This window comes from Streptomyces spiramyceticus (assembly GCF_028807635.1).
Taxonomy (GTDB): domain Bacteria; phylum Actinomycetota; class Actinomycetes; order Streptomycetales; family Streptomycetaceae; genus Streptomyces; species Streptomyces spiramyceticus.
The window spans coordinates 2,390,001-2,415,969 of the sequence record NZ_JARBAX010000001.1; the positions used below are offsets into that span (position 1 = coordinate 2,390,001).

20 protein-coding genes (1 of these 20 running past the window's edge) are annotated in these 25,969 nt (G+C 70.7%); 6 read left to right on the forward strand and 14 right to left on the reverse strand.

What is annotated here, in order from left to right:
- A protein-coding gene (locus PXH83_RS10715) for an RDD family protein (RefSeq protein WP_274559186.1) crosses the window boundary here: on the forward strand, positions 1 to 748 show its 3' portion. Its footprint begins 254 nt before the window's first position; 748 of the gene's 1,002 nt are visible here — the last part of the coding sequence; the start codon falls outside the window, past its left edge; the stop codon is at positions 746 to 748.
- A 324-nt stretch (positions 749 to 1,072) separates the two neighbouring features.
- Here PXH83_RS10715 and PXH83_RS10720 read toward each other — a convergent pair whose 3' ends face one another.
- Positions 1,073 to 1,699 (reverse strand): hypothetical protein, encoded by a 627-nt coding sequence (locus PXH83_RS10720; RefSeq protein ID WP_274559188.1) that lies wholly within the window; start codon positions 1,697 to 1,699, stop codon positions 1,073 to 1,075.
- A 101-nt stretch (positions 1,700 to 1,800) separates the two neighbouring features.
- Positions 1,801 to 3,258, reverse strand: coding sequence for an adenosylhomocysteinase (gene ahcY / locus PXH83_RS10725; protein WP_274559190.1), 1,458 nt, complete (start codon positions 3,256 to 3,258; stop codon positions 1,801 to 1,803).
- A gap of 333 nt (positions 3,259 to 3,591) precedes the next feature.
- Between ahcY and PXH83_RS10730 the strand changes: the two genes are divergently transcribed.
- Positions 3,592 to 5,649: a fructose-specific PTS transporter subunit EIIC gene (locus tag PXH83_RS10730; protein WP_274559193.1), complete on the forward strand. Its 2,058-nt coding sequence runs from the start codon at positions 3,592 to 3,594 to the stop codon at positions 5,647 to 5,649.
- A 147-nt stretch (positions 5,650 to 5,796) separates the two neighbouring features.
- On the opposite strand, the gene PXH83_RS10735 is transcribed toward PXH83_RS10730, so the two are convergent.
- The 6 genes from PXH83_RS10735 to PXH83_RS10760 form a co-directional block, all read right to left on the reverse strand.
- Positions 5,797 to 6,768, reverse strand: a complete 972-nt coding sequence (locus PXH83_RS10735) for a cation diffusion facilitator family transporter (RefSeq protein ID WP_274559195.1) — start codon at positions 6,766 to 6,768, stop codon at positions 5,797 to 5,799.
- A 97-nt stretch (positions 6,769 to 6,865) separates the two neighbouring features.
- Positions 6,866 to 8,050 carry a mannose-6-phosphate isomerase, class I gene (gene manA / locus PXH83_RS10740; RefSeq protein WP_274559197.1) on the reverse strand — a complete coding sequence of 395 codons (1,185 nt, stop codon included), beginning with the start codon at positions 8,048 to 8,050 and terminating at the stop codon, positions 6,866 to 6,868.
- Positions 8,051 to 8,197: 147 nt separating this feature from the next.
- Positions 8,198 to 9,334 carry an SIS domain-containing protein gene (locus tag PXH83_RS10745; protein WP_274559199.1) on the reverse strand — a complete coding sequence of 379 codons (1,137 nt, stop codon included), beginning with the start codon at positions 9,332 to 9,334 and terminating at the stop codon, positions 8,198 to 8,200.
- Between the two features lie 190 nt (positions 9,335 to 9,524).
- A complete protein-coding gene (locus PXH83_RS10750; protein WP_214921634.1) occupies positions 9,525 to 9,707 on the reverse strand; it encodes a Trm112 family protein in 183 nt (60 codons plus the stop codon).
- A gap of 545 nt (positions 9,708 to 10,252) precedes the next feature.
- Positions 10,253 to 11,617, reverse strand: coding sequence for a phosphomannomutase/phosphoglucomutase (locus PXH83_RS10755; RefSeq protein WP_274559201.1), 1,365 nt, complete (start codon positions 11,615 to 11,617; stop codon positions 10,253 to 10,255).
- A gap of 65 nt (positions 11,618 to 11,682) precedes the next feature.
- A complete protein-coding gene (locus tag PXH83_RS10760) occupies positions 11,683 to 12,105 on the reverse strand; it encodes a DUF3499 domain-containing protein (RefSeq protein ID WP_274559203.1) in 423 nt (140 codons plus the stop codon).
- A gap of 273 nt (positions 12,106 to 12,378) precedes the next feature.
- Here PXH83_RS10760 and PXH83_RS10765 point away from each other — a divergent pair, with 273 nt between their 5' ends.
- The gene (locus PXH83_RS10765; RefSeq protein ID WP_274559205.1) at positions 12,379 to 12,837 is read left to right on the forward strand and encodes a metallopeptidase family protein; all 459 of its coding nucleotides are present in this window, start codon (positions 12,379 to 12,381) and stop codon (positions 12,835 to 12,837) included.
- Positions 12,838 to 12,878: 41 nt separating this feature from the next.
- Here PXH83_RS10765 and PXH83_RS10770 read toward each other — a convergent pair whose 3' ends face one another.
- The 3 genes from PXH83_RS10770 to PXH83_RS10780 form a co-directional block, all read right to left on the reverse strand.
- Positions 12,879 to 14,441 carry a DUF5719 family protein gene (locus PXH83_RS10770; protein ID WP_274559207.1) on the reverse strand — a complete coding sequence of 521 codons (1,563 nt, stop codon included), beginning with the start codon at positions 14,439 to 14,441 and terminating at the stop codon, positions 12,879 to 12,881.
- The gene (locus PXH83_RS10775) at positions 14,438 to 18,193 is read right to left on the reverse strand and encodes a glycosyltransferase (protein ID WP_274559210.1); all 3,756 of its coding nucleotides are present in this window, start codon (positions 18,191 to 18,193) and stop codon (positions 14,438 to 14,440) included. The genes PXH83_RS10770 and PXH83_RS10775 overlap by 4 nt, the downstream gene beginning before the upstream one ends.
- 204 nt (positions 18,194 to 18,397) lie before the next feature.
- Positions 18,398 to 18,661 (reverse strand): WhiB family transcriptional regulator, encoded by a 264-nt coding sequence (locus tag PXH83_RS10780; RefSeq protein WP_028810740.1) that lies wholly within the window; start codon positions 18,659 to 18,661, stop codon positions 18,398 to 18,400.
- Positions 18,662 to 19,237: 576 nt separating this feature from the next.
- Between PXH83_RS10780 and PXH83_RS10785 the strand changes: the two genes are divergently transcribed.
- From PXH83_RS10785 to PXH83_RS10795, 3 genes are read left to right on the forward strand one after another with little or no spacing between them, the layout of a single operon-like run.
- Positions 19,238 to 19,738 (forward strand): cysteine dioxygenase, encoded by a 501-nt coding sequence (locus PXH83_RS10785; RefSeq protein ID WP_274559221.1) that lies wholly within the window; start codon positions 19,238 to 19,240, stop codon positions 19,736 to 19,738.
- 13 nt (positions 19,739 to 19,751) lie between these two features.
- On the forward strand, positions 19,752 to 20,708 hold the full coding sequence (gene cofD, locus PXH83_RS10790) for a 2-phospho-L-lactate transferase (protein ID WP_274559223.1): 957 nt from the start codon (positions 19,752 to 19,754) through the stop codon (positions 20,706 to 20,708).
- Positions 20,709 to 20,728: 20 nt separating this feature from the next.
- The gene (locus PXH83_RS10795; RefSeq protein ID WP_420803216.1) at positions 20,729 to 22,063 is read left to right on the forward strand and encodes a coenzyme F420-0:L-glutamate ligase; all 1,335 of its coding nucleotides are present in this window, start codon (positions 20,729 to 20,731) and stop codon (positions 22,061 to 22,063) included.
- A gap of 160 nt (positions 22,064 to 22,223) precedes the next feature.
- Here PXH83_RS10795 and PXH83_RS10800 read toward each other — a convergent pair whose 3' ends face one another.
- From PXH83_RS10800 to PXH83_RS10810, 3 genes are all read right to left on the reverse strand, one after another.
- Positions 22,224 to 23,243 carry a DNA-3-methyladenine glycosylase family protein gene (locus PXH83_RS10800; protein WP_274559227.1) on the reverse strand — a complete coding sequence of 340 codons (1,020 nt, stop codon included), beginning with the start codon at positions 23,241 to 23,243 and terminating at the stop codon, positions 22,224 to 22,226.
- Between the two features lie 86 nt (positions 23,244 to 23,329).
- Complete coding sequence (gene manB / locus PXH83_RS10805) at positions 23,330 to 24,412, reverse strand: mannose-1-phosphate guanylyltransferase (protein WP_274559229.1); 1,083 nt, start codon at positions 24,410 to 24,412, stop codon at positions 23,330 to 23,332.
- A gap of 84 nt (positions 24,413 to 24,496) precedes the next feature.
- Complete coding sequence (locus tag PXH83_RS10810) at positions 24,497 to 25,843, reverse strand: peptidoglycan recognition protein family protein (RefSeq protein WP_274559232.1); 1,347 nt, start codon at positions 25,841 to 25,843, stop codon at positions 24,497 to 24,499.
- Positions 25,844 to 25,969: the final 126 nt, after the last annotated feature.

A 25,969-nucleotide genomic window follows, 5' to 3' on the forward strand; every position in this document is an offset into this window, starting at 1 on the left:
GAAGATGGCCTGCGGGCTGCGGGTGGTGCGGGACGACGGGGGGCCGATCCGGTTCCGGCACGCGCTGGTGCGCGGGGCTGTCGGGGTCGTGGAGATCCTGATGACGTTCGGGGTCATAGCCTGCATCGCTTCGCTGGTGTCCGAGCGGGGGCGGCGGATCGGTGATGTCCTGGCCGGGACCCTTGTGGTGCGGGAGCGGGTGTCGGCTGGGCGCGTGGCTGTTGTGCCGCCTCCGCCGCCGTGGCTGGTGGGGCGGTTCGCGGGGCTGGATCTGTCGGGGGTGCCGGACGCGCTGTGGCTCGCGGTACGGCAGTACCTGACGCGGATGGGGCAGCTCGATCCGCAGGTGAGCTGGTCGATGGCGGAGCGGCTGGCGGGTGACCTGGCGGCTCGTACTGGGGCGCCTGCGCCGCAGGGCGTGCCACCGGCTGCTTATCTGGCGGCGGTGGTGAACGAGCGGCAGGCGCGGGATGCGCGGCGGGCGTTTGTGGCGCCGGGGGCGGTGGAGGCGGGCGGCGGGGGCGCCGGGGCGGCCGATGTGGTGGCCAGTGCTTATGTCAGCCCTTACGTCAGTCCATATGGTGCGGCAATACCCGTGGCCCCGGGTGCGCCGGACTCATCGGCGATCGCGGATGCGTCTACAGCTCCGGGGCGGATCAGGAAGAACGGAGCTGGGCAGGCGGAGGCAGCCGACGAGGCGCCTGAGGATGCGGCGCCGTCCGCTACCGGGTTCGCGCCGCCTGCCTGACGCGATTGCGGATGCGTCGAGGTCCCGGAGGGCCGGCGCATCGGCCCAGGGCGGCGAGCGCCAGCCGTTGCCTGGCGGCAACTAGCCCGCGACTGGGCCACGACCGCGAAGCCGGCCGAGAAGCCGCAGTAGATGACTGGCACGACGGTGGCTCGCAGCCGCTCGCTACTCGCCTGCACCGCCCGTGACGCCGTTGGCCGAGGCGTCGACGTCCCGCAGAGCGCGGCCACGGTGGGCAGAACTCGGGCGACGCCGAGGGTGGCTGAGCGTGGGGCGTTCGTTGGGTACGGGGGCTCGGCGGCCGCGTGAGTTCTCGGTGCGCGCTCACATGCCTGGCTGGGGGAAGACCGAGGGTGGTGTTTCCAGATGTTCCAGCTCGATGCCGGGGGCCGCGAGGACCACGTCGCCGGCGATGTGAATCTGGTGCTGTTCACCGGTGTCCAGCGCGCTGACCTGGTATTCGTCCACCGTCAGCAGGCCATTGTCAGTGGCATGCGCTTCACTCTTCAGCAAGGCCCAGGACTGGTCCAGCGTGCGCGGCGCGAGGACAGGGTCCGTGAAGGCGACCAGGCGGACACGAGTGGCGGGGGAACCGGGGGTGAGGCGCAGCAGACGGGTTGTGGCGATGAGGAACGCGGGGGATGTGCCGGTGAAGGCGTGGGCGGGGACATTGCCTTCGGTGGCGTGAGTGCCGGTCGGGTCGGTCCGGACCCAGGTGACGCCGTCGATAGCGGCGCCGCGGACCTGCCAGCTCGCGGCGTGGAGTTCGAGTCGGATGGGGCGGCCGAGTTCGTCGATGGCCAGGTCGACGGAGCCGGAGTGGTCGCCGGAGGGGGTGGTGATCTGGGAGACGTAGCGCCAACCGGAGGGGCCGGGGGCGCAGTGGAAGTGTTCTTCGCCGAGAGGGGTGTGGTCGTGGGGATCGTGAAGCGAATAACGGCCGCGGGGCATGGGTTCGGTCCTTAAGGGTCCGAGGGTCCGACACGGGCAGGCCCCCGACACGGGGGTGCGGGGGCCTGCCTTCAAAAGCTACTGACTGCTGAGGGTGTGACTCAGTAGCGGTAGTGGTCGGGCTTGAACGGGCCCTCTACCTGGACGCCGATGTAGGCGGCCTGCTCGGGACGCAGGGTCGTGAGCTTGACGCCGAGGGCATCGAGGTGGAGGCGGGCGACCTTCTCGTCGAGGTGCTTGGGCAGCACGTAGACGTCGGTCGGGTACTCCTCGGGCTTGGTGAACAGCTCGATCTGGGCCAGGGTCTGGTCCGCGAAGGAGTTGGACATCACGAACGAGGGGTGGCCGGTCGCGTTGCCCAGGTTCAGCAGGCGGCCCTCGGACAGGACGATGAGGACCTTGCCGTCGGGGAAGGTCCAGGTGTGGACCTGCGGCTTGACCTCGTCCTTGACGATCCCGGGGACGGCGGCGAGGCCGGCCATGTCGATCTCGTTGTCGAAGTGACCGATGTTGCCGACGATCGCCTGGTGCTTCATCTTGGCCATGTCCGCGGCCATGATGATGTCCTTGTTGCCGGTCGTGGTGATGAAGATGTCGGCGATGTCGATGACGTCGTCGAGCGTCGCGACCTGGTAGCCGTCCATCGCCGCCTGCAGCGCGCAGATCGGGTCGATCTCGGTGACGATCACACGGGCGCCCTGGCCACGCAGGGACTCCGCGCAGCCCTTGCCGACGTCGCCGTAGCCGCAGACGACCGCGACCTTGCCGCCGATGAGGACGTCGGTGGCGCGGTTGATGCCGTCGATCAGGGAGTGCCGGCAGCCGTACTTGTTGTCGAACTTCGACTTCGTCACGGCGTCGTTCACGTTGATCGCCGGGAAGAGGAGGGTGCCGTCGCGGTGCATCTCGTACAGGCGGTGGACACCGGTGGTGGTCTCCTCGGTGACGCCGCGAATCTCGGAGGACAGCTGGGTCCACTTCTGCGGGTTCTCGCCGAGGGTGCGGTTCAGCAGGCGGAGGATGTAGCTGTACTCCTCGCTGTCCGCGGTGGCCGGGTCCGGGACCGCGCCGGCCTTCTCGAACTCGACGCCCTTGTGGACGAGGAGGGTGGCGTCACCACCGTCGTCCAGGATCATGTTCGGGCCGCCGGTGGGGGTGTTCGGCCAGGTCAGGGCCTGCTCCGTGCACCACCAGTACTCCTCCAGCGTCTCGCCCTTCCAGGCGAAGACCGGGACGCCGGCGGGGGCTTCCGGGGTGCCGTTCGGGCCGACGGCGACAGCGGCGGCGGCGTGGTCCTGGGTGGAGAAGATGTTGCAGGAGGCCCAGCGGACCTCGGCGCCCAGGGCGACCAGGGTCTCGATGAGTACGGCGGTCTGGACGGTCATGTGCAGGGAGCCGGTGACACGGGCGCCGGCGAGCGGCTGGGTGGCGGCGTACTCCTTGCGGATCGACATCAGGCCGGGCATCTCGTGCTCGGCGAGAGTGATCTCCTTGCGGCCGAAGGCGGCAAGTGAGAGGTCCGCGACCTTGAAGTCCTGGCCGGTGGCGACAGTCGTCATGCGAGCTGCTCCTCGTGAAGTGGGTCGAGGCGGGTACGGCTGACTCTGCGGGCGGCGGGCATACGAGTGCCCGGGCGCTCGCAGCGCAGTCCGTCGGAGGCCCTCTCTCCCTCGGCCGGTCCTCGGACCGCCCGACCGCCATCAGCAGCGACGTCTGGCTAGGTCACGAATCTACACCGATCGAAGCAGTGGTCCCCAGCCCGCCTGGTCCCGGTTGTGGCTGGACCTGTGCGTTCGGGCCGGTTGATTCCGGGCTTTCTGGACCTTTGATCCGGCGCGTTCGTGCTGCACGATGCCAGGACATCTGGAACGTACGCGCGACGGGAGATTCACGTGACAAGTCCGGCCGGCCGCACACAGGGCGGAGACGTGAGTGGGCAGAAGAGGCTGAAGCTGCTCGCGGTCACTGCCTGCCCCACCGGCATAGCCCACACGTACATGGCGGCGGAGAAGCTGGCGCAGGCCGCCGAGCGTCTCGATATCGACATGAAGGTGGAGACGCAAGGCTCCATCGGGGCTGAAAACGTGTTGTCTGACAACGATGTCAAGCATGCGGACGGCGTCATCATCGCGGCCGACAAAGACGTCGACCGCAGCCGGTTCGCCGGGAAGCGGGTGCTGGCTGTCGGTGTGGCGGACGGCATCCGCCGTCCTGAGCAGTTGATCGAGGAGGTGCGGACCGCGCCCGTGCAGGGGGCGGGTAGAGCGGGCGGTTCCGTCGCGCCGCCCGCCAGTGGCGGCGGTGGCGGCAGGGAGCGGAGCGTCGCGTACAAGGCGCTGATGAACGGCGTCTCGTACATGATCCCGTTCGTGGTGGTGGGCGGACTGCTCATCGCCATGTCGCTGGCGATCGGTGGGCACGCGACGCCGGAGGGGCTGGTCATCCCGAAGGATTCCTTCTGGATGGACGTCAACAACATCGGGGTCATCGGCTTCAAGCTGATGGTGCCGATCCTGTCGGGCTATATCGCGTATGCGATCGCCGACCGGCCGGCGCTGGTGCCTGGCATGATCGGCGGCTGGATCGCCAACGACGGGTCGCTGTACGACTCCGAGGCGGGCGCCGGGTTCATCGGTGCGATCGTGACCGGGTTCCTGGCCGGCTATCTGGTGCAGTGGATCAAGAAGGTCAAGGTTCCGAAGTTCGCGCAGCCGATCATGCCGATCATCGTGATCCCGATCGTTGCGACGACGGCGCTGGGGCTCTTCTTCGTTTACGTGATCGGCAGTCCGATCGCCTGGGTGTTTGAGCATCTGACGAGCTGGCTGAGCGGGATGACCGGGACGAGCGCGATCCTGCTGGGCGCGATTCTTGGGCTCATGATCGCGTTCGACATGGGCGGTCCCGTCAACAAGACGGCGTTCCTGTTCGGTGCCGGTCTCATCGGCACCGGCAATCAGACGGTGATGGGCATGTGCGCGGCGGCGATCCCCGTGATGCCTCTGGGGCAGGGGCTCGCCACGCTGATACGCCGCAAGCTCTACTCGGAGCAGGAGCGCGAGACCGGGATGGCCGCGCTCTTCATGGGGCTGTTCGGGATTTCGGAAGGTGCGATCCCGTTCGCGGCCGCGCGGCCGGCGCAGGTCATTCCGGCGAACATGCTCGGTGGCGCGGTCGCCGGTGCCGTCGCCGGCATGGCCGGGGTGACGGATGCGGTGCCGCACGGCGGGCCGATCGTGGCCGTGCTCGGCGCGGTGGGCGGTGTGCCGATGTTCTTCGTGGCTGTGGCCATCGGAACAGCGGTCACAGCGGTGACCACGAATGCGCTCATCGGCTTCAAAGAGCGGGGTGCGGGTTCGAGTGCGAGTGCGGGTGCGGTCGTGCCTGAGCCTGTGCTCGTTGGGGTCGGTGCGGGTGGTGCTGGTGGGTCCGGAGGGGCCGTACGTGCTGAGAAGGCGCTGTCGGCTCCTGCGGCTGTCGCAGCGCCCGAGGACGAGATCCTCTCCGGGTATCTCACCGCCCGGACCGTGAAGGTGTGGCTGGAGTCGCACGACAAGGACGCGGCGATCCGGGAGATGGCCGAGCTGCTGGCAACCACCGGGAACGTACGGGACGTCGACGAGCTGGTGCGGGTGGCGCTCGCTCGGGAGGACCAGGGGACGACCGGGCTCGGCGAGGAGATCGCCATTCCGCATGCCAAGACCGACGCGGTGTCCGCGCCGACCGTGGGTTTCGCGCGGTCCGCCGAGGGCATTGAGTGGGGTTCGCTGGACGGGACGAAGGCCAAGCTGGTCTTCATGATCTCCGTGCCCGAGGCGGCCGCGGGCGACGAACACCTGCGGATTCTGGCGATGCTGTCGCGCAAGCTCATGGACACCGACTTCCGTGCGCGGCTGTCGACGGCTCCTGACGAGGCGGCGGTGCTGAAGGTGCTGGCCGAGGTTCAGTAATTCAGAAACCGGTAATTCAGTAACCGGTCGATTCAGTAACCGGTCGCTCGAAGCACTCTCGAAGCACTGAGAAGGCCCCCGCCTGTGCTTGGCGGGGGCCTTCTCTGCGTGCGTACGGAGTGTTCGTACGGACTGTGCTTACGGGCGTCAGTGCGCGGCCGCCGGGCCCTCCGGGGACCTGGTCGGGTTCTCGCCCGCCCCTGCCGCCGACTCGTCGTAGATGTCCGGCTCCAGGTAGATCACCCGGGCGATCGGGACCGCCGCACGGATGCGCTCCTCCGCCGAGTTGATCGAGCTGGCGACCTCCGCCGCCGTGTCGTCGTGCTGGACCGCGATCTTGGCTGCGACCAGCAGTTCCTCGGGGCCGAGGTGGAGCGTACGCATGTGGATGATGCGGGTGACGGTGTTGCCGTCGACGACCGCGGCCTTGATCTTCTCGATCTCGTCCGTGCCGGCCGCCTCGCCGAGGAGGAGAGACTTCGTCTCGGCCGCCAGGACGATCGCGATGATGATCAGCAGGACGCCGATGCAGAGGGTGCCGATGCCGTCCCAGACGCCGTCACCCGTCACCAGGGCCACGCTCACGCCGGCAAGCGCGAGGATCAGGCCGACCAGCGCGCCGAGGTCCTCAAGGAGGACGACAGGGAGCTCGGGGGCCTTGGCGCGGCGGATGAAGTCCTTCCAGGACTGGTTGCCGCGGGTGACGTTGGATTCCTTGATCGCCGTACGGAAGGAGAAGGACTCCGCGATGATCGCGAAGACGAGGACGCCGACGGGCCAGTACCAGGCCTCGATCTCGTGCGGGTCGTGGATCTTCTCGTAGCCCTCGTAGATGGCGAACATGCCACCGACCGTGAAGAGCACGATGGAGACGAGGAAGGCGTAGATGTAGCGCTCGCGGCCATAGCCGAAGGGGTGCTGGGGCGTTGCCTCGCGCTGGGCCTTCTTGCCGCCGAGCAGCAGGAGCCCCTGGTTGCCCGAGTCGGCGAGCGAGTGCACGCTTTCCGCGAGCATCGAGGACGATCCACTGAAGAGGAACGCCACAAACTTGGCTACTGCGATCGCGAGGTTGGCGGCGAGTGCCGCCACGATCGCCTTGGTTCCGCCTGACGCACTCATGGGTGCCGGATGTCCCTTCCTTGGTGCCGCGGCCCTGGCGCCGCCGTACGGCCGCACATTGTTGCAGCTCCGTGGGGCGGCATGTACGGACGGTACGTCAGGCAGCCACTGTGGCCCGGAAGAGGGTGCCCGTACCGGACAATTCGGCCGATTCTCCTGCCGGTACGAAGGCCGACTCCCCCGGCGAGAGGGTGAGTTCGCCGGCCCGGATCCGACCCCCTGTACAGAGCAGGATCTGTGGGGTGCCGGAGGGGAGAGTGCGGGGCGCGGCGCCCTCGGCAAGGACGTACCGCGAGAGCCGGAATTCGTCGATCGGGGTCTCGTACAGTTCTTCGCCCTCGGGGGATGCCTCCGGGCGCAGGACCCCGGGGTCGCCGGCTTCGAAGCGGACGATGCGGAGGAGCTCGGGGACGTCGACGTGCTTGGGCGTCAAGCCGCAGCGCAGCACATTGTCCGAATTCGCCATGATTTCGACGCCGAGGCCGCTGAGGTAGGCGTGGGGGACGCCGGCGCCGAGGAAGAGGGCCTCGCCGGGCTGCAGCTGTACGTAATTGAGCAGCATGGCGGCGATGACGCCCGGGTCTCCGGGGAAGTGGTGCGCGAGCGTGGCGTATGGGGCGTACGCGCCGCCCAGGCGCTCCGCGGCGGCTGCTGCGGCGGTGACGGTCTCGCGCATCTCGACGGGGTCCGCCGTCAGTACGGCGGTGAGGACCTCGCGGAGGGCGGCCTCTTCGGGGTGGGCGTGCAGCAGGTCGACATACGGCTTCAGGGAGTCGACGTCGAGGGTGGCGATTGCGTCCGCGGCCTCCAGGGGGGCGCGGAAGCCGCACAGGCCCTCGAAGGGGGTGAGCGCGCAGATCAGTTCGGGCTTGTGGTTGGCGTCCTTGTAGTTGCGGTGCGGGGCGTCGATCGGGACGCCGGCGCTCTCCTCGGCGGCGTAACCCTCTTTGGCCTGGGCGAGGTTCGGGTGGACCTGGAGGGAGAGGGGGGCGCCGGCCGCGAGGATCTTGAGGAGGAAGGGAAGGCGGGGGCCGAACTTCTTTGCCGCTGCGGTGCCGAGTTCGCGCTCCGGTTCTGCGGCGATCACGTCCGAGAGGGCGATCTGTTCGGCGGTGCCTTCGCCGGTGCGTTCGGCCCGGGTGACGCGCGAGGGTGCCCCGGGGTGGGTGCCCATCCACATCTCGGCCTGGGGCTCACCGGTGGGGGCGACGCCGAGCAGCTCCGGGATGGCGGTCGTGGAACCCCAGGCGTAGGGGCGCACGGTGTTCGAGAGGCGGTCCATGCTGCGTTCCCTCGGTGCGTGTGGGGGTGTGGTGGTGGCCGGTACCTGTTCGTACCTGTTCAGGTGCGCTGTTCAGATGCTCTGCTGAGGTGCCTGGACACGTGCCTGTTCAGGTGTCTGTTCAGGTGTCTGTTCAGGTGCTCGTCGTCATGATCGCCCTGCCGAGGCGAGCGACAGGTAAACGGCGGCGAAATCTGTGATGGCGAGCAGCTCCGCGAGGTTTTCCAGCTCGCTGCCCTCGTCCGGTTCGAGTTCGCTGATGGCTGTGTCGTGGCTCAGCGCGAGCTCGCGGGCGGCCGGGGCGGCGGAGATTCCGCCGACAGGGCGGTCGCGGAGCAGGACCACGCGTGCGTGCAGCGCCTGCGCCTCGTCGACGCGGTCGCGGAAGAAGTCCTCCGGGTCGGCGCCTGCGGCAAAGGCGCCGGCGAGGAGTACGCCGTGGGCGGGCAGGGCCTCGGGCAGTTCGGCGGCGAGCGCGGGGCGGCCGGCCAGCTCGGCGAGTACGGCGGCGAACCGGCGCCCCGGGGGGCCCGCGTACGCGCCCTCTGTCCAGATCAGCGGGAGCGAGTCGGCGAGCTCCGCGGCGAGCGTCTTGGCCGGGTTGCTGTACGTCGCGATGGCCGGCCCGCAGCGCTCGGCGGTGCGGTCGAGGCGGTCGGCGACGAGCCGGAGGGTGTCGGGCGGTGCGGTGGCCAGGCCGACGCGGTCCAGGAGGACGAGCAGTGGGGTGAGCAGCGCCCAGAGCGCGCCGGGTCCTGCAGAGGCCGCGGTCTCGTCGTACTCCTCGTAAGGGGCGACCGCCATGGGCACGACCAGGCCGTGAACCCCGCCGACAGACTCGCTCAGCGGAGAACGCTGCGGGGCGACGGCGACGACCGTGCAGCCTCGGCGGTACGCCTGCTCCGCGAGGAGCGCGAGGCCGGGCTCGGCGCCGTCCGTGGTGACGAGCAGGAGGAGGTCCACGGAGCCCGCCCAGCCCGGGAGTGTCCAGCGCAGAGCGCCTGCGGCGGGGGCCACGCCCGAGGAGCGCAGACGGGTGACGGGGCAGGCGGCGCCCGCGAGTGCGGTCAGCAGGTCGGCCACGCCGCTGGCGGCGGTGCCGGGGCCTGCGATCAGTACGGCACGGGGGCGGCCTTCCGGCCTGATTTCGGCGAGGCCGGCCTCGGTGGCGTGCCGTGCGGCGGTACGTACGCGCGCACCGGCCTCGGCCGCGCCGCGCAGTAGGCCGCGGCGGTCGGCGCGGGCCAGGGACTCCGGGTCGTCCAGCAACGACTCGTCGAGCATGGGGCGGGCCTCCGATCGCCGGGCGCGGATTGCTTTGCGCGGGGGGACGTCGTTCGGGTGCGGGGGTGGGGCTGGCTTTGGTGCGTGGTGCGTGGTGCGTGGTGCTTGCTGCGTGGTGCTTGCTGCGTGGTCCTGGTGCTTGCGTGCCTGGGCAGGTGCAGGCCTGCCTGGGCTTGCGCTTGTGGCCGTGTCAGGCGGGGCGGCGGGCCTCGTCCACGAGGAGGACCGGGATGCCGTCCCGTACCGGGTAGGCCAGGCCGCAGTCCTTGCTGGTGCAGATCAGCTCGGGGGTCTCCGCGGTCGACGCGTCGCTGAGGGGCGCGTGGCACGCGGGGCAGGCGAGGATCTCCAGAAGGCCGGCTTCGAGCGCCATGGGGTGGGTCCCTTCGAACATGCGGATACGGTGCGGATTGGGCCACGTCAGCCTACCGCCGGGTGGGGTGCGGCGCGGTGTGGCGGGGCGCGATTTGGGGGGCGGGTGGTTTTCCTGGTGGCGCGCTGTCCGCTCCGCGGGGCGCGGTTGCGGCGTGTCGGCGGGGGCGGCGGATTTCTCCCCCGGCCCTTCCCCAAGCTCTCAACTTCGTTCGAGCAGGGGAGACCCCATTCTTCCCGAAACAGGCGCAGGCCCCGTTAGGCGCCCCAGCGCAGCACGGCGCCAGACACGTACAAAGAGGCGCCAGACACGTACAAAGACTGGTACCCGGCCCAGCGGGGCCAAGCCCGTAGGGCGCCCCGGCACCGTATGGCGCCAGTGGCGCACGATAAAGCGGTGCCCGGCGCAACGGGGCCAAGGCCGTGAGGCGGCCCGGCGCCGTATGGCGTGAGGCACTCACCGAGTAGCCGGTACCGCCGCCGCGCCGCACTGCGCCAGGCGGTCGCGGAGAGCGGTGACTGGCGCAGTGGGCGTGGGCCTTGGGGTTAGGAGCGGATCAGGGTCAAGGCCTCGTCTCGGACCTTTGTCATCGTCGGTTCGTCGCGGGCCTCTACGTTCAGGCGCAGCAGCGGTTCCGTGTTGGACGGGCGGAGGTTGAACCACCAGTCGGCGGACGTGACCGTCAGGCCGTCCAGTTCGTCGATCGTTACGCCCGGCTGGGCGGCGTAGGACTCCTTCACCGCTGCCATACGGGCCGCCTGGTCGTCCACCGTCGAGTTGATCTCGCCGGAGCCGGTGTAGCGGTCGTACTGGGCGACCAGGGCGGACAGCGTGCCCTCCTGGCCTCCCAGGGCGGCCAGGACGTGGAGTGCGGCGAGCATGCCCGTGTCCGCGTTCCAGAAGTCCCTGAAGTAGTAGTGCGCGGAGTGCTCGCCGCCGAAGATCGCGCCGGTGCGGGCCATCTCCTCCTTGATGAAGGAGTGGCCGACGCGGGTGCGGACCGGGGTGCCGCCGTTCTCCCGTACGACCTCGGGGACGGACCACGAGGTGATCAGGTTGTGGATGACCGTGCCCTTGCCGCCGTTGCGCGCGAGCTCTCGCGCGGCGACCAGGGCGGTGATCGCGGACGGTGAGATGCCCTCGCCGCGCTCGTCCACCACGAAGCAGCGGTCTGCGTCGCCGTCGAAGGCCAGGCCCAGGTCGGCGCCTGTCTCGCGGACCTTCGCCTGGAGGTCGACGATGTTCTTGGGGTCGAGCGGGTTGGCCTCGTGGTTCGGGAAGGTGCCGTCCAGCTCGAAGTACAGGGGGATGAGGTCGAGGGGGAGGGAACCGAAAACCGTGGGGACCGTGTGGCCGCCCATGCCGTTACCGGCGTCGACGACGACCTTGAGGGGGCGCATCGAGGTCAGGTCGACGAGGGACAGGAGATGGGCCGCGTAGTCCGTCAACGTGTCGCGCTGGGTGATGGTTCCCGGTGTGGCCGTCACAGCAGGGGCAGGCGTCGCCGACCACTCCTCCACCAGCGCGCGGATCTCCGCGAGGCCCGTGTCCTGGCCCACCGGGGCCGCGCCCGCCCGGCACATCTTGATGCCGTTGTACTGCGCGGGGTTGTGCGAGGCCGTGAACATCGCGCCGGGGAGGCCGAGTTGGCCGGACGCGAAGTACAGCTGGTCGGTCGAGCAGAGCCCGATCTCCGTCACATCCACTCCACGCGCCGCCGCCCCCCGTGCGAATGCCCGCGAGAGCCCCGGCGAGGAGGGCCGCATGTCGTGCCCGGTGACGATCGCCTCGGCGTTCGTCACTTGCACGAAGGCAGCCCCGAACAGCTCGGCCAGCGACTCGTCCCACTGGTCGGGGACCACACCGCGCACGTCGTACGCCTTGACGATCTGCGACAGATCAGCAGCCACGGCCAACCCTCCTGAAGTCCTGTTAGGTCCCCCAAAGCTACCTGCAAGGGCAGCCGGGGACGGGCTCAGGAGTCCGGAGAGCGCAGCACCCGCAGATGGCCGCGGCGCGCGACCTCCATCGGGTCCGCTGTGCGGGCGCCGCCGCCGGCCTCGGCGGTGCGCTGATGCGGCCGTGCGGCCTCACGTACGGCGTTGGCGAGTGCTTCGAGATCGTCGCCGCTGGGGCGGGAGGGGGCCGAGCCGTCGACCAGGCGCAGGACCTCCCAGCCGCGCGGGGCGGTCAGCCGGTCCGAGTGCTCGGCGCACAGGTCGTAACAGTGGGGCTCGGCATAGGTGGCGAGCGGTCCGAGGACTGCGGTCGAGTCCGCGTAGACGTACGTCAGTGTCGCGACGGCAGGGCGGCCGCACGCGGTGCGCGAACAGCGACGTACAGGGCTCACGATGTTGGACGGTACCGCACTCTTGACCGGGCCGCGACGACTCTCCATCACGTCACCCCACCGTGTCGCATGTCCTCGTGCGCCCCAGCCGCCTCCCAGGCAACTGCCTTGACCTGCGCGGGGACCGGAGGGCACAGCGGGTGACGGGGCCGTGACCAGTCGCCACTTGGGACAAATGGCGTCAATCGGCGTGAGATCGACGGTCGCGTACGGGCACGAAAACGAGCCCAATCTTGGCTGGAATGCTCAATAAGCAACATGCCGCCTGCCATCCCGTCGTCGCGATCGAAGTGCCCGGATGAGGGCTACCCTGCGTCAGTGATGGACAGTCCCGTACCTCCCCGCCCCACCGGACCGGGGCCGCGCCGCCGCGACCGCCACGGCCGCGGCATGCGAGGGCCTGTGGCCCCGCCCCAGGTGCCCCTCTCGACCAGCCGCGCTGCCGCCTTCGGCGACCTCGTACAGGACTCCGTGGAGCGCCTGGAACGGCGCTGGCCGCAGCTCGCCGAGGTCGACTTCCTGGTGCTCGACGTGCCGCCCGCGGCCGGTGGCGGTGAGGGGCCCGACATGTGGCCCTCCGAGCATGTGCCGCTCGGCGGGATGATGCCCGCCACGAGCGCGCACCCGGCGCGGATCGTCGTGTACCGGCGGCCCGTGGAGATCCGTACCAAGAGCCGGGACGAGCGTGCCCTGTTCGTTCACGAGATCGTCGTGGAGCAGGTCGCGGAACTGCTCGGCCTGGCTCCGGAGTCGGTCGACCCGCGGTACGGACAGGACTGACCGACTGGTCCGGTGACGCCGGCTGCTGACTGCTGACCGCCTCAGTCGTCCAGTACCGACAGGTCCTGCTCCGCGTCCGGCACCGATACAGTCCCCCCGTCGTCGGGCAGCGTCTGCACCGTGAACATCGGGATGCCGTCCTCCGGCAGTTCCAGCGCGCGCGACGCGTGGACGGGGCCGCCGGACTGCGGTTCGATCGTCAGCGCGTACGAGCCCTTGAGTCCGCTCGGCACCGGTGGCTTGACCGCGAGGGTCGTGCCCGCCTTGACGGTGTACGTCTTGACGACCGGCTCGCCGCCTTCGCTGCCCGCGGAGGCGGTGACTTTGACCTTGGCGGAGGCGCCGGGCGCGGTCAGCGAAAGCACCGACCCCTTGGCCCTGTTGTCGGCCACCGTGGCCCGCTCGCCCACCTGCCCTGTCGCCGGGATGTACGCCACTTCCTGGGAGGCGCCCTTGCCGCGCACCACGCGCAGCGCGGCGGCCACCGGAGTGCCGCGCCCCTGTGCCGGGCTGAGCAGCAGCGATCCCGCCTCGCCCTTGGTGACGTCCTTGAGGTCGACTGCTGTGGTCATCCCTGCCTTGACGTGCAGGTTCTCGTGCCCGGCCGGTGTGATGGAGCCGGTCGGGCCCGCCAGCCTTACCTTCAGGTCGGCGTCGTCCTCGCCCGGTGCGAACACCACGAGACGTACGGACGTGGCGTCCGCCGGGATGCCGGGGAGCACGGCGCTGCCGGACGGGTCGGCGGAGGCCGCCAGCCAGTCGCTGCCCGTGTTCTCGTCCGTGGCCTGGACGACGGCGCCCACCCGGCCGGTACGGGTGGTCACGTGGAGGGTCACGTTCTCGACGTCGTCGGCGGTCAGGGTGGAGAGCAGCACGGGCACGCTGGACCTGGCGGGGACCGTGATCCCCTCCCCCACGTCCGACTTGAGGGCGCCGTCCTTGCCGTACAGCTCGATGTCGGCGACGGCGGCGGTGTCGTCGGGATTGGTGAGGTGTACGTAGTCCTGGCGTTCTTCGGCGGTGCTCGCGCCGGGGAACCAGAAGCTGGTGTCGGGCGCGATGCAGCTGACGCCGAGCAGGCCGCGGCCGTTACCGGCGGTGATCTTGGTGGTCTGCTGGGCGGTCCAGCCGGGGGCCAGGCGGCCGTCGGCGGAGCCGACGAGGGCGGGGGCCTCGGCAGTGCTCACCTCGGCGGTGCCGGGCTTGCCGGGCTCCTTCAGCGAGAGGACCGGCTTGCTCTCCTTGGGCTTCTGCCCCGCCGTGCCGTCGCCGTCGTCGGCGCCCTTCTTCTTGTCCTTGCCGCCGTCACGGTCGGCCAGCGTCGCGTCGGTGGGGACCAGGTCGGCAGCGCCCGCCTTCGCGTCGCCGCCGCCTGTCCCTGCCGGAGTGAAGGACGTGTACTGCGTCTCCGCGAGGTCGGACGGGCTCGGCGCCGGGCAGAGGAGGCTGGAACGCTCCACCGGGAGCCGTGCCGGAGCCTTCGCCTCCGTGCTCGTACCCGTGCCCGTTTCCCCGCCACCGTCCGGCGCGGAGAACGCGGCGAATCCGGTGACAGCGGCAAGGGCGGTGGCGGCGGCCAGCAGGGAGAGGGTGGTGCGGTTCATCGGTTGTTGCTCCCGTCGGGGCGCTGCTCGGGCTCGTTGCCCTCGGCGTAGGGCTGCTGCTGTCCGTAGCCGTACGGGTCGTACTGACCCTCCTGGTACGGCTCGGCCGGGTAGTGCTCACCGCCGTAGCTCTGCTGGTCGGTGCTGTACGGGTCGGCGCTGTACTGCTGGCTGCCGTACTGGCCGCTGCCGTACTGGCCTTCCGGGTACTGGCCCTCGGGGTACTGGCCGCCCTGGTACTGCTCGTCGTACGGCTGCTGTGCCTGCCCGTACTCCTGCTGTCCGTACTCCGCGCCCGCGTACGTCTGCCCGTCCCACTCCCCGTACTGCTGCTGCGGCACCGCCGCGTAAGGAGCCTCCTCTGCCTGCCCGGCGGTCGCGCCCTGCTCCTCTGCCGGGAACTGGCCGTACGGGTCGGCGACGGGCGGCACAGGGGGCTGATCCCCGGCTCCTGCCTCCTCCGGGGCGTACGCCTCTTCCGCCTGCGCCGCCGCGCGCAGCCTGCGCGCCCTGCGCCCCTCGCCCGCCACAGGTTGATCGGGTACCTCGATCTCCTCCTCCGGCAGGTCGTCGTCGACCTGCCGACGGCGGCCCGGCAGTGCGAGCACCAGCAGGACGAGGGCGAGCCCGGCCTGGGTCCAGATCCACGCGGTGTGGGTGACGGGCGCCTCGTAGGTGAGGTCGAGCCTGCCGCCGTTGGCGGGCAGCTCGAAGCCCTGTGCCCAGCCGTCGACGGTCTTCTTCTCCAGCACTTGCCCGTCGAGCGTGGCCTGCCAGCCCTCTGCCGCAGCGTCCGCGATCCGCAGGACCCGGCCCGCTTCGCCCGCCGGGATCTTCGTATGGGCTTCGACCGGGCTCGACGCGACGGACAGCGGCTCCGCACCCTCCTTGCCCGAGACGATCGTGGCCCTGGCTACCTGGCGGTCGACGCGCCACAGGGCGCTGCCGTCCAGCTGGCTCAGCCGGCTCAGGCCCGGCGTGGAGTCCAGGACGCGGCTCATCGCGCGCGGGGCCCCGTCCCGTACGAGGACGTAGCGGACGGCGTATCCGCCGAGCTGGTTCGCCTGGTCGGCGCCGGAGCCCGCGACCAGATTGGAGACGATCTTGTCGAGCTGCGGGCTGCTGCCGCCCGCCTCGGCGAGCTCTCCGTCACCCAGCCGGGCGCCGGAGCCGCGTACGAGGGTGTACGAGACCTTCGCCGCCGATGTGCCGCCGAGGACCAGGGTGCGTGCCTGGTCGCGCGTGCCGCTCTCCTCGGCGACGAACGCCGGCACCTGCACCGGGTCGCGCCGCTCCAGCGGACCGGCGGCGCCGCCGATCATCCACCCGGCGGCCGCGAGCATCGGTCCGGCGGCGGCGGCGAAAGCGATCAGCACGGCGACGGGCTGGCGCCAGCCGAAGCTCTGGGCGGCGACGCGCTCGCGCGCGCCGTCCGCGCCGAGCACGGTGGCGCCGATCAGCGCGAGGCCGTAGACGAGGGTCGCGGGTCCCGCCCAGCCGCCGCCGTTGATGAATCCGGCGTTGGTGAAGACGGCGAACAGCAGGGACACGATCGCGACGACCCACGCCGCACGGATCGCGAACTGCCGCTCCCCGCGCAGCAGCGCCGCCAGCGCCGTCAGCACGATGCCGATCAGCAGTAGCCCGCCCACCGCCTTCGGCCCGCCGGGGCTCATGCCGAGCAGGTCGAGCGCGCCGGCCGAGCCCGTACCGAATTCCAGGCCCGCCTCACGGAAGAAGGCGGAGGGGCCGGTCAGCAGCGACAGCGACCAGGGGGCCAGCATCAGCACGGGGGTGCCCAGGGCGGCCAGGAAGCGCAGGCCGTACGCCGTGATGTCGTCGCGCCGCAGCGCCAGTACGCCCAGACCGAGCAGCAGGGCGATGGGCCACACGACGGGCGTGAAGGCCATCGCGAAGGTCAGGAGGAGCGCGTACGCCCAGACGGCTCGCCAGCTGGATCGCGCGCCCCCGGCGCTGAAACCGCTCGCGGCGACGGCGCACCGCGCGATGAGAGGCAACAGGATCGCCAGTACGGCCGTCCCGAGCCGCCCGCTCGCGAGGGCGCCCGTAGCGGCGGGCAGGAAGGCGTACGCGACGCTCGCCCACGCGCGCAACAGTCGCGATTCGACGAGCGGCCGGGAGGCGAAGTAGGCGGTGAGCCCGGCCAGCGGCACGGAGCAGACCAGCAGCACGGTGAGGGCGAGCCCTGTGGAGCCGAGGAAGACGGCCGACAGGGCGGCGAGGACCGCGAGATACGGAGGGGCCGTTTGGGTGCCGCCCGTTCCGATCGGGTGCCAGACGTCGGCGTACCGCGCCCAGAGGTCCCCTACGTCTGCGGGCGCGGGCAGCAGTGCGCCGCCCGCAAGGGAGCCGCCGCCGAGGAGGCCCCGGCAGGCGACGAGGGAGACGAGCAGCAGCAGGACGAAGAGCATGGGGCCCGGCTTGCGCGCAACCCGCTTCAGCCGCGCGAACTGCTCGACCTCCATGTAGTCGGCGTCGTCACCGCCGGGGCCCGACTCGACCACGCCGTGCCGCGATCCGGTGTCGGTGTCGGAGCCGCTGCCGAAGCTGCCCGCGACCTGCTCGACCGTCGCCCTGATGGTCGCGCCGGGCGGCGGGAAGAGGGGCCGCAGTTCGCTCGCGTCGACCGTTCCCTTTCCGCGCCTCCTTCTGGCTGCCAGGATCTTCCCGGGGCGCAGCAGGGTGCCGAAGAGTCCGGTGACTTCGTCGACTGCCTGTCCGGGCACTTTGCCCACGAGGTAGGCGAGGGTGCGCAGCAGCGTGCCGACGACGAGGCGGAGCATGACGTACGGAAGGACGGCGGCCCGTGCGTTGACGAGCATCGTGTAGACGGCGCCGGCCTTGTCGACGCGGTGCGGGTTGGCGACCGAGCGCCCGGCGCAGTCGATGGGCCGGCGCTCGCGGGCGGAGGCCTCCGCGTGCCGCAGGATGGCGTCGGGCGCGACGAGGACCCGGTGGCCGGCCGCGTGGGCACGCCAGCACAGGTCGACGTCGTCGCGCATGAGGGGCAGGCGGCGGTCGAAGCCGCCGAGCTGTTCCCACACGTCGCGCCGGATGAGCATGCCCGCGGTCGACACGGACAGTACGGAGCGGACCTGGTCGTGCTGGCCCTGGTCCTGTTCGCGCCGGTCGAGGCCGGTCCAGCGGCGGCCGCTGTTGGCGATGGAGACGCCGACTTCGAGGAGCTGCTTGCGGTCGTACCAGCCGCGCAGTTTGGGGCCGATGATCGCGGCGTACTCGTCGGAGTCGGCGACGCGCAGCAGTTCGGCCAGTGCGTCCGGTTCGGGAGCGCAGTCGTCGTGCAGCAGCCACAGCCACTGCACCGGCTCGCCGTGCGGGAGTTCGGGCATGTCGTACGCGTCGTCGCGCCACGACCTGCTCACCGGGTCCCAGCCACTGGGCCGTTTCAGGTACGGCAGGTCCTCGGGCGTGAGCACCTGGGCCGTACGGACCGCCTCGTCGACGGCCGTTCCGAAGCCGGAGCGGCGTGCGAGGTGCAGCACGCGTTCGGCGCCGAGGGCTTCGGTGACCAGCTGGGCGGAATCGTCCGCGCTGCCGGTGTCGGCGGCGACGGCGTTCTGCACGGGGCGTTCCTGCCCCAGCAGCCCGGCGAGCGCGTCGGGCAGCCAGCGGGCGCCGTCGTGGGAGACAAGCACGGCAGTGACTACGTGCCGGGGGAACTCGGGCGCGGCCGCCGCGTACGGCGCCGACGTTTGGCTGTGCACGGACATCGGGGTACGGGCCCTCCGGCCGGGGTCCGGGGGTCGCCCCCCGGAAGGCTGCTGTCTGACTGCGCGGACGCGTGCGCCCGGTGGGAGCGATGGCGCGTCTCGGACAGCGCCCCACACTAACGGCTGGGCAACACAACGGTCCGCCGCCTGCGGGCAAGGTGCAGGCGACGGACCGGTCGTTACGTCAGGCTTGTGCCGATTGAGTCAGACGGCGGCCTTCTTCAGTCGTCGTCGTTCACGCTCGGACAGGCCGCCCCAGATGCCGAACCGCTCGTCGTTGGAGAGGGCGTACTCAAGACATTCGGAACGGACCTCACAGGCAAGGCAGACCTTCTTGGCCTCGCGCGTGGAACCGCCCTTCTCGGGAAAGAAGGACTCGGGGTCGGTCTGGGCGCACAACGCGCGCTCCTGCCAGCCGATTTCCTCGTCCGCGTCCTCGACCAGCAGTTGCTGGAACAGCTCGGTCATGTGCGCCCCTCGTCTGTCTTTGCTTCCCCGTGATGTGGCCGCTGCCGGTTTTTCGGCCGAACGACACGAGTGAAATTACAAGTGCGTAGATCCGGGCCAGTCAAGCCGAGATCTGCTATTGAGCCCCGTATTCACTCTGTGGAACCAAGGCTATGCGGAAAGTGTTCAAATCGCCAAAATCTGTGACACATGCCACCGGCCTGACCCGGGTCACAGTCTTGTCACGACGCCTCAACGGCGTTTGGTTGCACGGTTGCTGCGCCACTTCTCCGCGCCGCCAACTGCACAAACCTTTCTCCGCCCCCAGTAACCGGATGAGGTGAAACATTACCCCCAAATCGGTCACCAGGTTGACAGCGGGTGAGCAACCCGGTCTCCTAGTACGCATGCCAGCGACCGCAGTGCTCCCCCGGACCCACGCACGTGGGTTCCGTTGCGCTGTTCAGGCACGCTGTTGCTGTTCCAGCTGTTGAAGCCGCCGCGCTCCAGCTGACTCTCCGTAGCTTTCGGCTACATCTGTCTTGTGACATCTCTCCTTGCGACACCCCAGCACTCATGCCGAGGAACCCCCGCATCATGAACAGCGACAGCGACCTCCAGATCGCCGGCGACATCCTCGCCGTCCAGCACCTTCTCCAGCCCGCTCGCGAGCACCCGGCCACCGTTGCCGAGTTCGTCGGGCTCGCCCGCTCCATCGCGGCCGACCGTGCGCAGTGGGAGCACCTCGTCTCGTACGACGCCACGAGCCGCTGGTACCACCGGCTGCGCACCGGGCCCGGCTATGAGGTCTGGCTGCTCAGCTGGGTGCCCGGACAGGGCAGCGGGCTGCACGACCACGGCCCTTCCTCCGGCGTGCTGACCGTCCTCGACGGGGAGTTGACCGAGCGCACGGAGCGGGTACAGCGCACGCTCGGGGCGGGCGCGCAGCGGGTGTTCGCGCCCGGGTACGCCCATGAGGTCGTCAACGACACGCTCGAGCCTGCGGTCAGCCTGCACGTCTACTTCCCCGGCCTGACAGAGATGCCTATGCACGCTGCTCAGTGCTCCCCGGCCGCCCAGGATGTCGTACCCGCCTGACACACTGCTGTGCATGCGCATTGTGGTTCTGGCAGGCGGTATCGGTGGCGCTCGCTTCCTCCGCGGCCTCAAGTCGGCCGCGCCTGACGCGGACATCACCGTCATCGGCAACACCGGTGACGACATTCATCTGTTCGGGCTCAAGGTCTGCCCCGACCTCGACACCGTGATGTACACGCTCGGCGGCGGCATCAACGAGGAGCAGGGCTGGGGGCGTGCGGACGAGACCTTCCAGGTGAAGGGCGAGCTCGCGGCGTACGGCGTGGGGCCCGACTGGTTCGGGCTCGGCGACCGCGACTTCGCGACGCACATCGTCCGTACGCAGATGCTCGGCGCGGGCTACCCGCTGAGCGCCGTCACGGAGGCACTGTGCGAGCGGTGGCAGCCGGGCGTACGGCTCCTGCCGATGTCCGACGACCGTATCGAGACGCATGTCGCCGTCGACATCGACGGCGAGCGCAAGGCGATCCACTTCCAGGAGTACTGGGTGAAGCTGCGCGCCTCCGTGGACGCGCAGGCAGTCGTGCCGGTCGGTGCTGAGCAGGCCAAACCGGCGCCGGGGGTGCTCGAAGCGATCGCTTCGGCCGACGTCATTCTCTTCCCGCCGTCCAACCCCGTGGTGAGCATCGGGACCATCCTGGCCGTGCCCGGCATTCGTGAGGCGATCGCCGAGGCCGGTGTGCCCGTCGTGGGGCTCTCCCCGATCGTCGGGGACGCGCCCGTGCGCGGCATGGCCGACAAGGTGCTGGCTGCCGTTGGCGTGGAGTCCACCGCCGCGGCCGTCGCCCGGCACTACGGGTCCGGGCTGCTCGACGGATGGCTCGTCGACACGGTGGACGCGGGCGCGGTGGCCGACGTGGAGAGCGCCGGGATCCGGTGCCGGGCCGTACCGCTGATGATGACCGACGTCGAGGCCACGGCCCGGATGGCCCGCGAGGCGCTGGACCTGGCCGAGGAGGTCCGGGCGTGAACACGCCGCCGGCGTACCGGGTGTGGGCGCTGCCCGGGCTGCCGGAGGTGCGGGCCGGGGACGACCTGGCGAAGCTGATCGCCGGCGTCGAACCGGGGCTCGTCGACGGGGACATCCTGCTCGTCACGTCGAAAATCGTCAGCAAGGCGGAGGGGCGCGTCGTCCGGGCGGCCGACCGTGAGGCGGCGATAGACGCGGAGACGGTACGGGTCGTCGCGCGGCGCGGGACGCTTCGTATCGTCGAGAACCGGCAGGGTCTCGTTATGGCGGCGGCCGGCGTGGACGCGTCCAACACCCCTGCCGGGACTGTGCTGTTGCTGCCCGCCGATCCCGACGCGTCGGCGCGGGCGATCCGGCAAGGGCTGCGGGACACGCTCGGCGTGGATGTGGGTGTCGTCATTACGGACACCTTCGGACGGCCCTGGCGCAATGGCCTGACGGACGTCGCGATCGGCGCGGCCGGTGTGCGGGTGCTGGACGATCTGCGGGGCGGGACCGATTCGCACGGCAATCCGCTGAACATGACGGTTGTCGCCACCGCCGACGAACTGGCCGCGGCCGGAGATCTGGTGAAGGGCAAGGCGGCCGGGCTGCCCGTCGCGGTGGTGCGGGGGCTTGCTCATGCGGTGGCCGACGACGTGGCTGATGGTGCGGCCGACGACGTGGCCGATGGTGCGGCTGACCGCGCGGGCGGAGCTCAGGGCGCTGCCGCGTTGGTGCGGGGTGCGGCGGACGACATGTTCCGGCTCGGGACCTCGGAGGCTGTACGGGAAGCGGTCACCCTGCGGCGTACCGTGCGGGAATTCACGGACGAGCCGGTGGACCCGGCGGCGGTACGACGCGCGGTCGCGGCGGCGGTGACGGCGCCCGCGCCGCATCACACCACGCCCTGGCGCTTCGTACTCCTGGAGTCGGAGACGGCACGGGTGCGGCTGCTCGATGCCATGCGGGACGCGTGGATCGCGGATCTGCGGGGCGACGGCAAGTCCGAGGAGTCGATCGCGAAGCGGGTGCGGCGGGGGGATGTGCTGCGCCGGGCGCCGTATCTGGTGGTGCCGTGCCTGGTGATGGACGGGTCACATGTGTACGGGGATGCCCGTCGCGACGCGGCGGAGCGGGAGATGTTCGTGGTCGCGGCGGGGGCCGGGGTGCAGAACTTCCTGGTCGCGCTGGCAGGTGAGCGACTGGGGTCGGCGTGGGTTTCGTCGACGATGTTCTGCCGCGATGTGGTGCGGGATGTGCTGGAGCTGTCGGCGGAGTGGGACCCGATGGGCGCGGTTGCGGTGGGACGGGCGGCGGTTGTCCCGGCTGCGCGGGCGGGGCGGGATGCGGGGGCGTTCATCGAGGTGCGGTGACGCGGTTGCGGTGCCGTGACGCGGTGGCGGTGCTGGTGCAGTGGCGCTTTGCGCGTTGCGGTGGCGGTGCCGTGACGCAGTGGCGGTGCCGTGACGCAGTGGCGGTGCTGGTGCAGTGGCGCTTTGCACGTTGCGGTGGCGGCGCGGACGGCCGACATCGCTACAGGCGAGCTATGTTGCCCGGGGTCATTCGGGGGGCTCTCCTGGGCGGGGTTCGGCCCGACAGGAGGATCAGGCGGGCCGCGCGGTGGCGTTGGCCTTCGTACGGGGTCAGGAGTTCCAGCATCGCCGCGTCGTCCGCCGTGCGGTCGCCTGCGAGGGCGTAGCCGACGATGCTGGGCAGGTGGTAGTCGCCCACCGAGACCGCGTCGGGGGCGCCGTTGCTGCGTTGCAGGGTCTCCGCGGCCGTCCAGGGACCGATGCCCGGGATCAGCTGCAGTCGGGCGGACGCGTCCTCGGGAGACATGGCTGCCGCCTCCTCCAGGCGTCGGGCCACCCGCACCGCCCGCACGACCGTCGCCGAGCGCTTGCTGTCCACGCCCGCCCGGTGCCATTCCCAGGACGGGATCAGCGACCAGGTGCGGGCGTCCGGAATGACGTGCATCCCGCCGTCCACCGGGCCGGGGGCCGGTTCGCCGTACTTGCGGACCAGCAGCCGCCACGCCCGGTACGCCTCGTCCGTCGTGACCTTCTGCTCCAGGATCGACGGAATCAGGGATTCCATCACCAGGCCGGTCCTGCCCAGCCTCAGCCCCGGACACCTCCGCCACGTCTCCGCCACGATGCGGTGGCGCGGGGCGAAGGCCGACGGGTCGTCCAAGCTGCCCAGCAGCGGCGGCAGTTGGGCCAGGAGCCAGTCCGCTCCCTCGCCCCAGGCGGCCGCCTCCACCTCGCCGCCCCGCATGGCGACCCGCAGCGTGCCGGGGCCCGTGGGCGTACGGCAGGACCGCCAGACGGAGCCGTCGGGCGTCCTGCGGGACGTGGGGTCGTACGGGCCCCGCCTGAGGGGGCCGAGGACCAGGCCGAGGTCGAGCGGGCCCTGCGGGGTCCACTTCCGGGTGAGGGCGGGGGACGCCGTGGGCTGGGCCGGCCGAGATCCAGGGCGTGGCGGGGGTATCGCCGCTTCGCCGCCCCGCACCGTGGTGCGGGTGACGGGGCGAGGGGCGAAGCGTCCTGCCACGGGTCGGTCCTCAGGTCTTCAGGTCGGGACGTCGGGAGGTCTTCAGGTCGGGAGGTGCTGTCCTTCGAGCGTACGGGCTGATCGCCCTACTGGTCGGACGAGAAGCGGACCGACGCGTCCGGAAGCGTTGCGCCGCACCACACCCGTATGCCCTCGCGCAGCTCGTTGTCCGCGCCCACCGTCGCGCCGTCGCCGATGACCGCGCCGGACAGGACCGTACGGGCGCCGATCACCGCGCCCGCCCCGATCAGCGAGTCGTTGATCACCGCCCCCGCGCCGATCACCGCGTCGGCCAGGACCGCGCTGCCGTCGATACGGGCGCCCTCGCCGACCACCGCCCCCTCGCCGACCACCGTGCCGCCGGTCAGCTTCGCATCGCCGGCGACGGACGCGGTCGGCAGCACCAGTCGGTCGCCGCAGCGGCCAGGGACCGCCGGGGACGGGGCCCGGCCGAGCACCAGGTCGGCGGAGCCGCGGACGAAGGCCTGCGGGGTACCGAGGTCCAGCCAGTACGTCGAGTCGACCATGCCCTGGAGGTGGGCGCCGGAGGCGAGCAGGTCGGGGAAGGTCTCGCGTTCGACGGAGACGGGGCGGCCTGCCGGAATCGTGTCTATGACGGAGCGGCGGAAGACGTACGCGCCGGCGTTGATCTGGTCGGTGACGATCTCCTCGGGGGTCTGGGGCTTTTCGAGGAACGCCGTGACCCGGCCCGTGGAATCGGTCGGGACCAGGCCGAAGGCCCGGGGGTCCTCGACCCGGGTGAGGTGGAGTGAGACGTCCGCGCCCGAGGACCGGTGGGTGGAGACGAGGGCTTCGATGTCGAGGCCCGTGAGGATGTCGCCGTTGAAGATGAGCACCGGATCGTCGGGCGCGGAGTGCAGGCGGGAGGCGACGTTGCGGATGGCGCCGCCGGTGCCGAGCGGCTCTTCCTCGGTGACGTACTCGAGATGGAGACCGAGCGCCGCGCTGTCGCCGAAGTGCGGCTCGAAGACTTCGGCGAGGTACGACGTCGCGAGGACGATGTGTTCGACTCCGGCGGCCCGTGCGCGGGCCAACTGGTGGGTGAGGAAGGGCACGCCTGCCGCCGGGACCATCGGCTTCGGTGTGTGCACGGTGAGCGGGCGCAACCTTGTGCCCTTGCCGCCGACCAGGAGGATCGCTTCAGTCACCTTGTCGTCTCTGCTTCCTACTGGGGCCGGCCGGGTACGGGCAGGCCAGTGTATGCAGACCGTTCGATATGCCCCGGTCGGTCGTCACCGGCCCTGCAGTTGGGCCGCGCCGTCCCGGACGGTGCCGAGCTTGTCGTAGAGCTGGCCTCCCGGGCAGTCGGTGTTGAATCCGTCCCGGTGTCCCGAGATGACGTTGAGCTTCACGCTGGTGCCTTTCTTGAACCGACCGTTACCACCGGACGTGAGGTACGTCGCGGCGCGCGGGTCGGCTCCGAACAGGCCGAGCTTCCAGGCGGTGAGGGCGGCAACGCCGTTCACGGCGGCGGCGGACGGATTCGAGCGGCTGTACGTTCCGAGGACGGCGATGCCCATCGTGTTGCTGTTGAAACCGAGAGTGTGCGCCCCGAGGACCGGGTTGGCCACACCCCCTGCCCGTCCTTCGTAGATGGTCCCGCACTTGTCGATGGCGAAGTTGTAGCCGATGTCGCGCCAGCCGTTGCTCTTGACGTGGTAGCGGTAAATACCGCGCAGGACTGAGGGCACCTGCGAGCATTTGTAGTTGTTGCCGGTCGCGCTGTGGTGCACGAAGGCCGCCTTCACCCGCTTCGTGTAGACGAAGTTGCGCTCGCGGAGCCGCTCGTCCGCCCCCCAGCCCCTGCGCGTGATGATGCGCGGGCGCGGCCCGATATTCGGTTGCCCGCCCAGTACGACGGCTTCCTCCTCCGTCTCGGCCCGGCTCAGCGGCGCGAGCTCGGTGGCGCCGAGCGGTCCGAGTAGGGCGTTGACCGCCGAACTCGCGGCCTCCTCGGGCGTCAGGACGACCGGCGGGGGCGGGCCGTCCGCCCTGGAGCCGCCGGGCGCGTCCCCGTCGGACGGATCGTCGCCGGGGTCGACCAGGTCGAGGCGCAGGCCGGTGGGGAGCGGCGCCGGCGGTTCGCCGGCACGTACGCCGTTCTCGGCCTGTACGCGCACTTCTACGCCGTCGCTTTTGCCGACCCACAGGGGCGCGGTCGAGCCGCGCACCTTCCCCGAGTCGCGCTCCGCCGTACCCGGATCGGCGGCGTGCTCGTGGTTGTGCGTCTCGACGTGGCGCCAGCCGGACCAGCGGGCCGTCCCGGCGGCGCGGGTGCGGACCTGGACCGTGCCGTGGAGTTCGGCGTCGGCGTCGTCCCAGACGACGCCGAGGAGCGAGAAGGGCCTGACGGCGCGTTTACCCAGGCCCTGTGGTGCGGTGCCTGGGGGCTCGGTGGCCGAGCGCGCGTCGGGCGGGAGTGGCGCGAGGGGCAACGACTGGGTGGAGCCCGGCACTGCCGGGCTCACCGGGACGGCCGGTGCCGTGGCCGCCGGAGCGGGGGCGGCCACGGCGCCGGTGGGCAGGATCAGGGCGGCGGCGGAAGCGACGCCGATCGCGGAAGCAAGGAGTACACGCATGAAACAGATCATGGACATATTCATACAAATCTGTCCATTGGGGAGTTGACGGAACGTCGGCCGAACCGGTGTACCCGCGGCCCGTCCACGCCCGGGGACCGCCGCCCGTGCCGGAGGCCACGGCGT

Excerpts from the sequence above, each read along its gene's own strand:
- PXH83_RS10745 (WP_274559199.1), bottom strand. The coding sequence starts at position 9,334 with ATGCTCGACGAGTCGTTGCTGGACGACCCGGAGTCCCTGGCCCGCGCC.
- PXH83_RS10720 (WP_274559188.1), bottom strand. The coding sequence starts at position 1,699 with ATGCCCCGCGGCCGTTATTCGCTTCACGATCCCCACGACCACACCCCT.
- PXH83_RS10750 (WP_214921634.1), bottom strand. The coding sequence starts at position 9,707 with ATGGCGCTCGAAGCCGGCCTTCTGGAGATCCTCGCCTGCCCCGCGTGC.
- cofD (WP_274559223.1), top strand. The coding sequence starts at position 19,752 with ATGCGCATTGTGGTTCTGGCAGGCGGTATCGGTGGCGCTCGCTTCCTC.
- PXH83_RS10765 (WP_274559205.1), top strand. The coding sequence starts at position 12,379 with ATGGACAGTCCCGTACCTCCCCGCCCCACCGGACCGGGGCCGCGCCGC.
- PXH83_RS10735 (WP_274559195.1), bottom strand. The coding sequence starts at position 6,768 with ATGAGTGCGTCAGGCGGAACCAAGGCGATCGTGGCGGCACTCGCCGCC.
- manA (WP_274559197.1), bottom strand. The coding sequence starts at position 8,050 with ATGGACCGCCTCTCGAACACCGTGCGCCCCTACGCCTGGGGTTCCACG.
- ahcY (WP_274559190.1), bottom strand. The coding sequence starts at position 3,258 with ATGACGACTGTCGCCACCGGCCAGGACTTCAAGGTCGCGGACCTCTCA.
- PXH83_RS10785 (WP_274559221.1), top strand. The coding sequence starts at position 19,238 with ATGAACAGCGACAGCGACCTCCAGATCGCCGGCGACATCCTCGCCGTC.
- PXH83_RS10775 (WP_274559210.1), bottom strand. The coding sequence starts at position 18,193 with ATGTCCGTGCACAGCCAAACGTCGGCGCCGTACGCGGCGGCCGCGCCC.
- PXH83_RS10780 (WP_028810740.1), bottom strand. The coding sequence starts at position 18,661 with ATGACCGAGCTGTTCCAGCAACTGCTGGTCGAGGACGCGGACGAGGAA.
- PXH83_RS10770 (WP_274559207.1), bottom strand. The coding sequence starts at position 14,441 with ATGAACCGCACCACCCTCTCCCTGCTGGCCGCCGCCACCGCCCTTGCC.
- PXH83_RS10760 (WP_274559203.1), bottom strand. The coding sequence starts at position 12,105 with ATGGAGAGTCGTCGCGGCCCGGTCAAGAGTGCGGTACCGTCCAACATC.
- PXH83_RS10810 (WP_274559232.1), bottom strand. The coding sequence starts at position 25,843 with ATGCGTGTACTCCTTGCTTCCGCGATCGGCGTCGCTTCCGCCGCCGCC.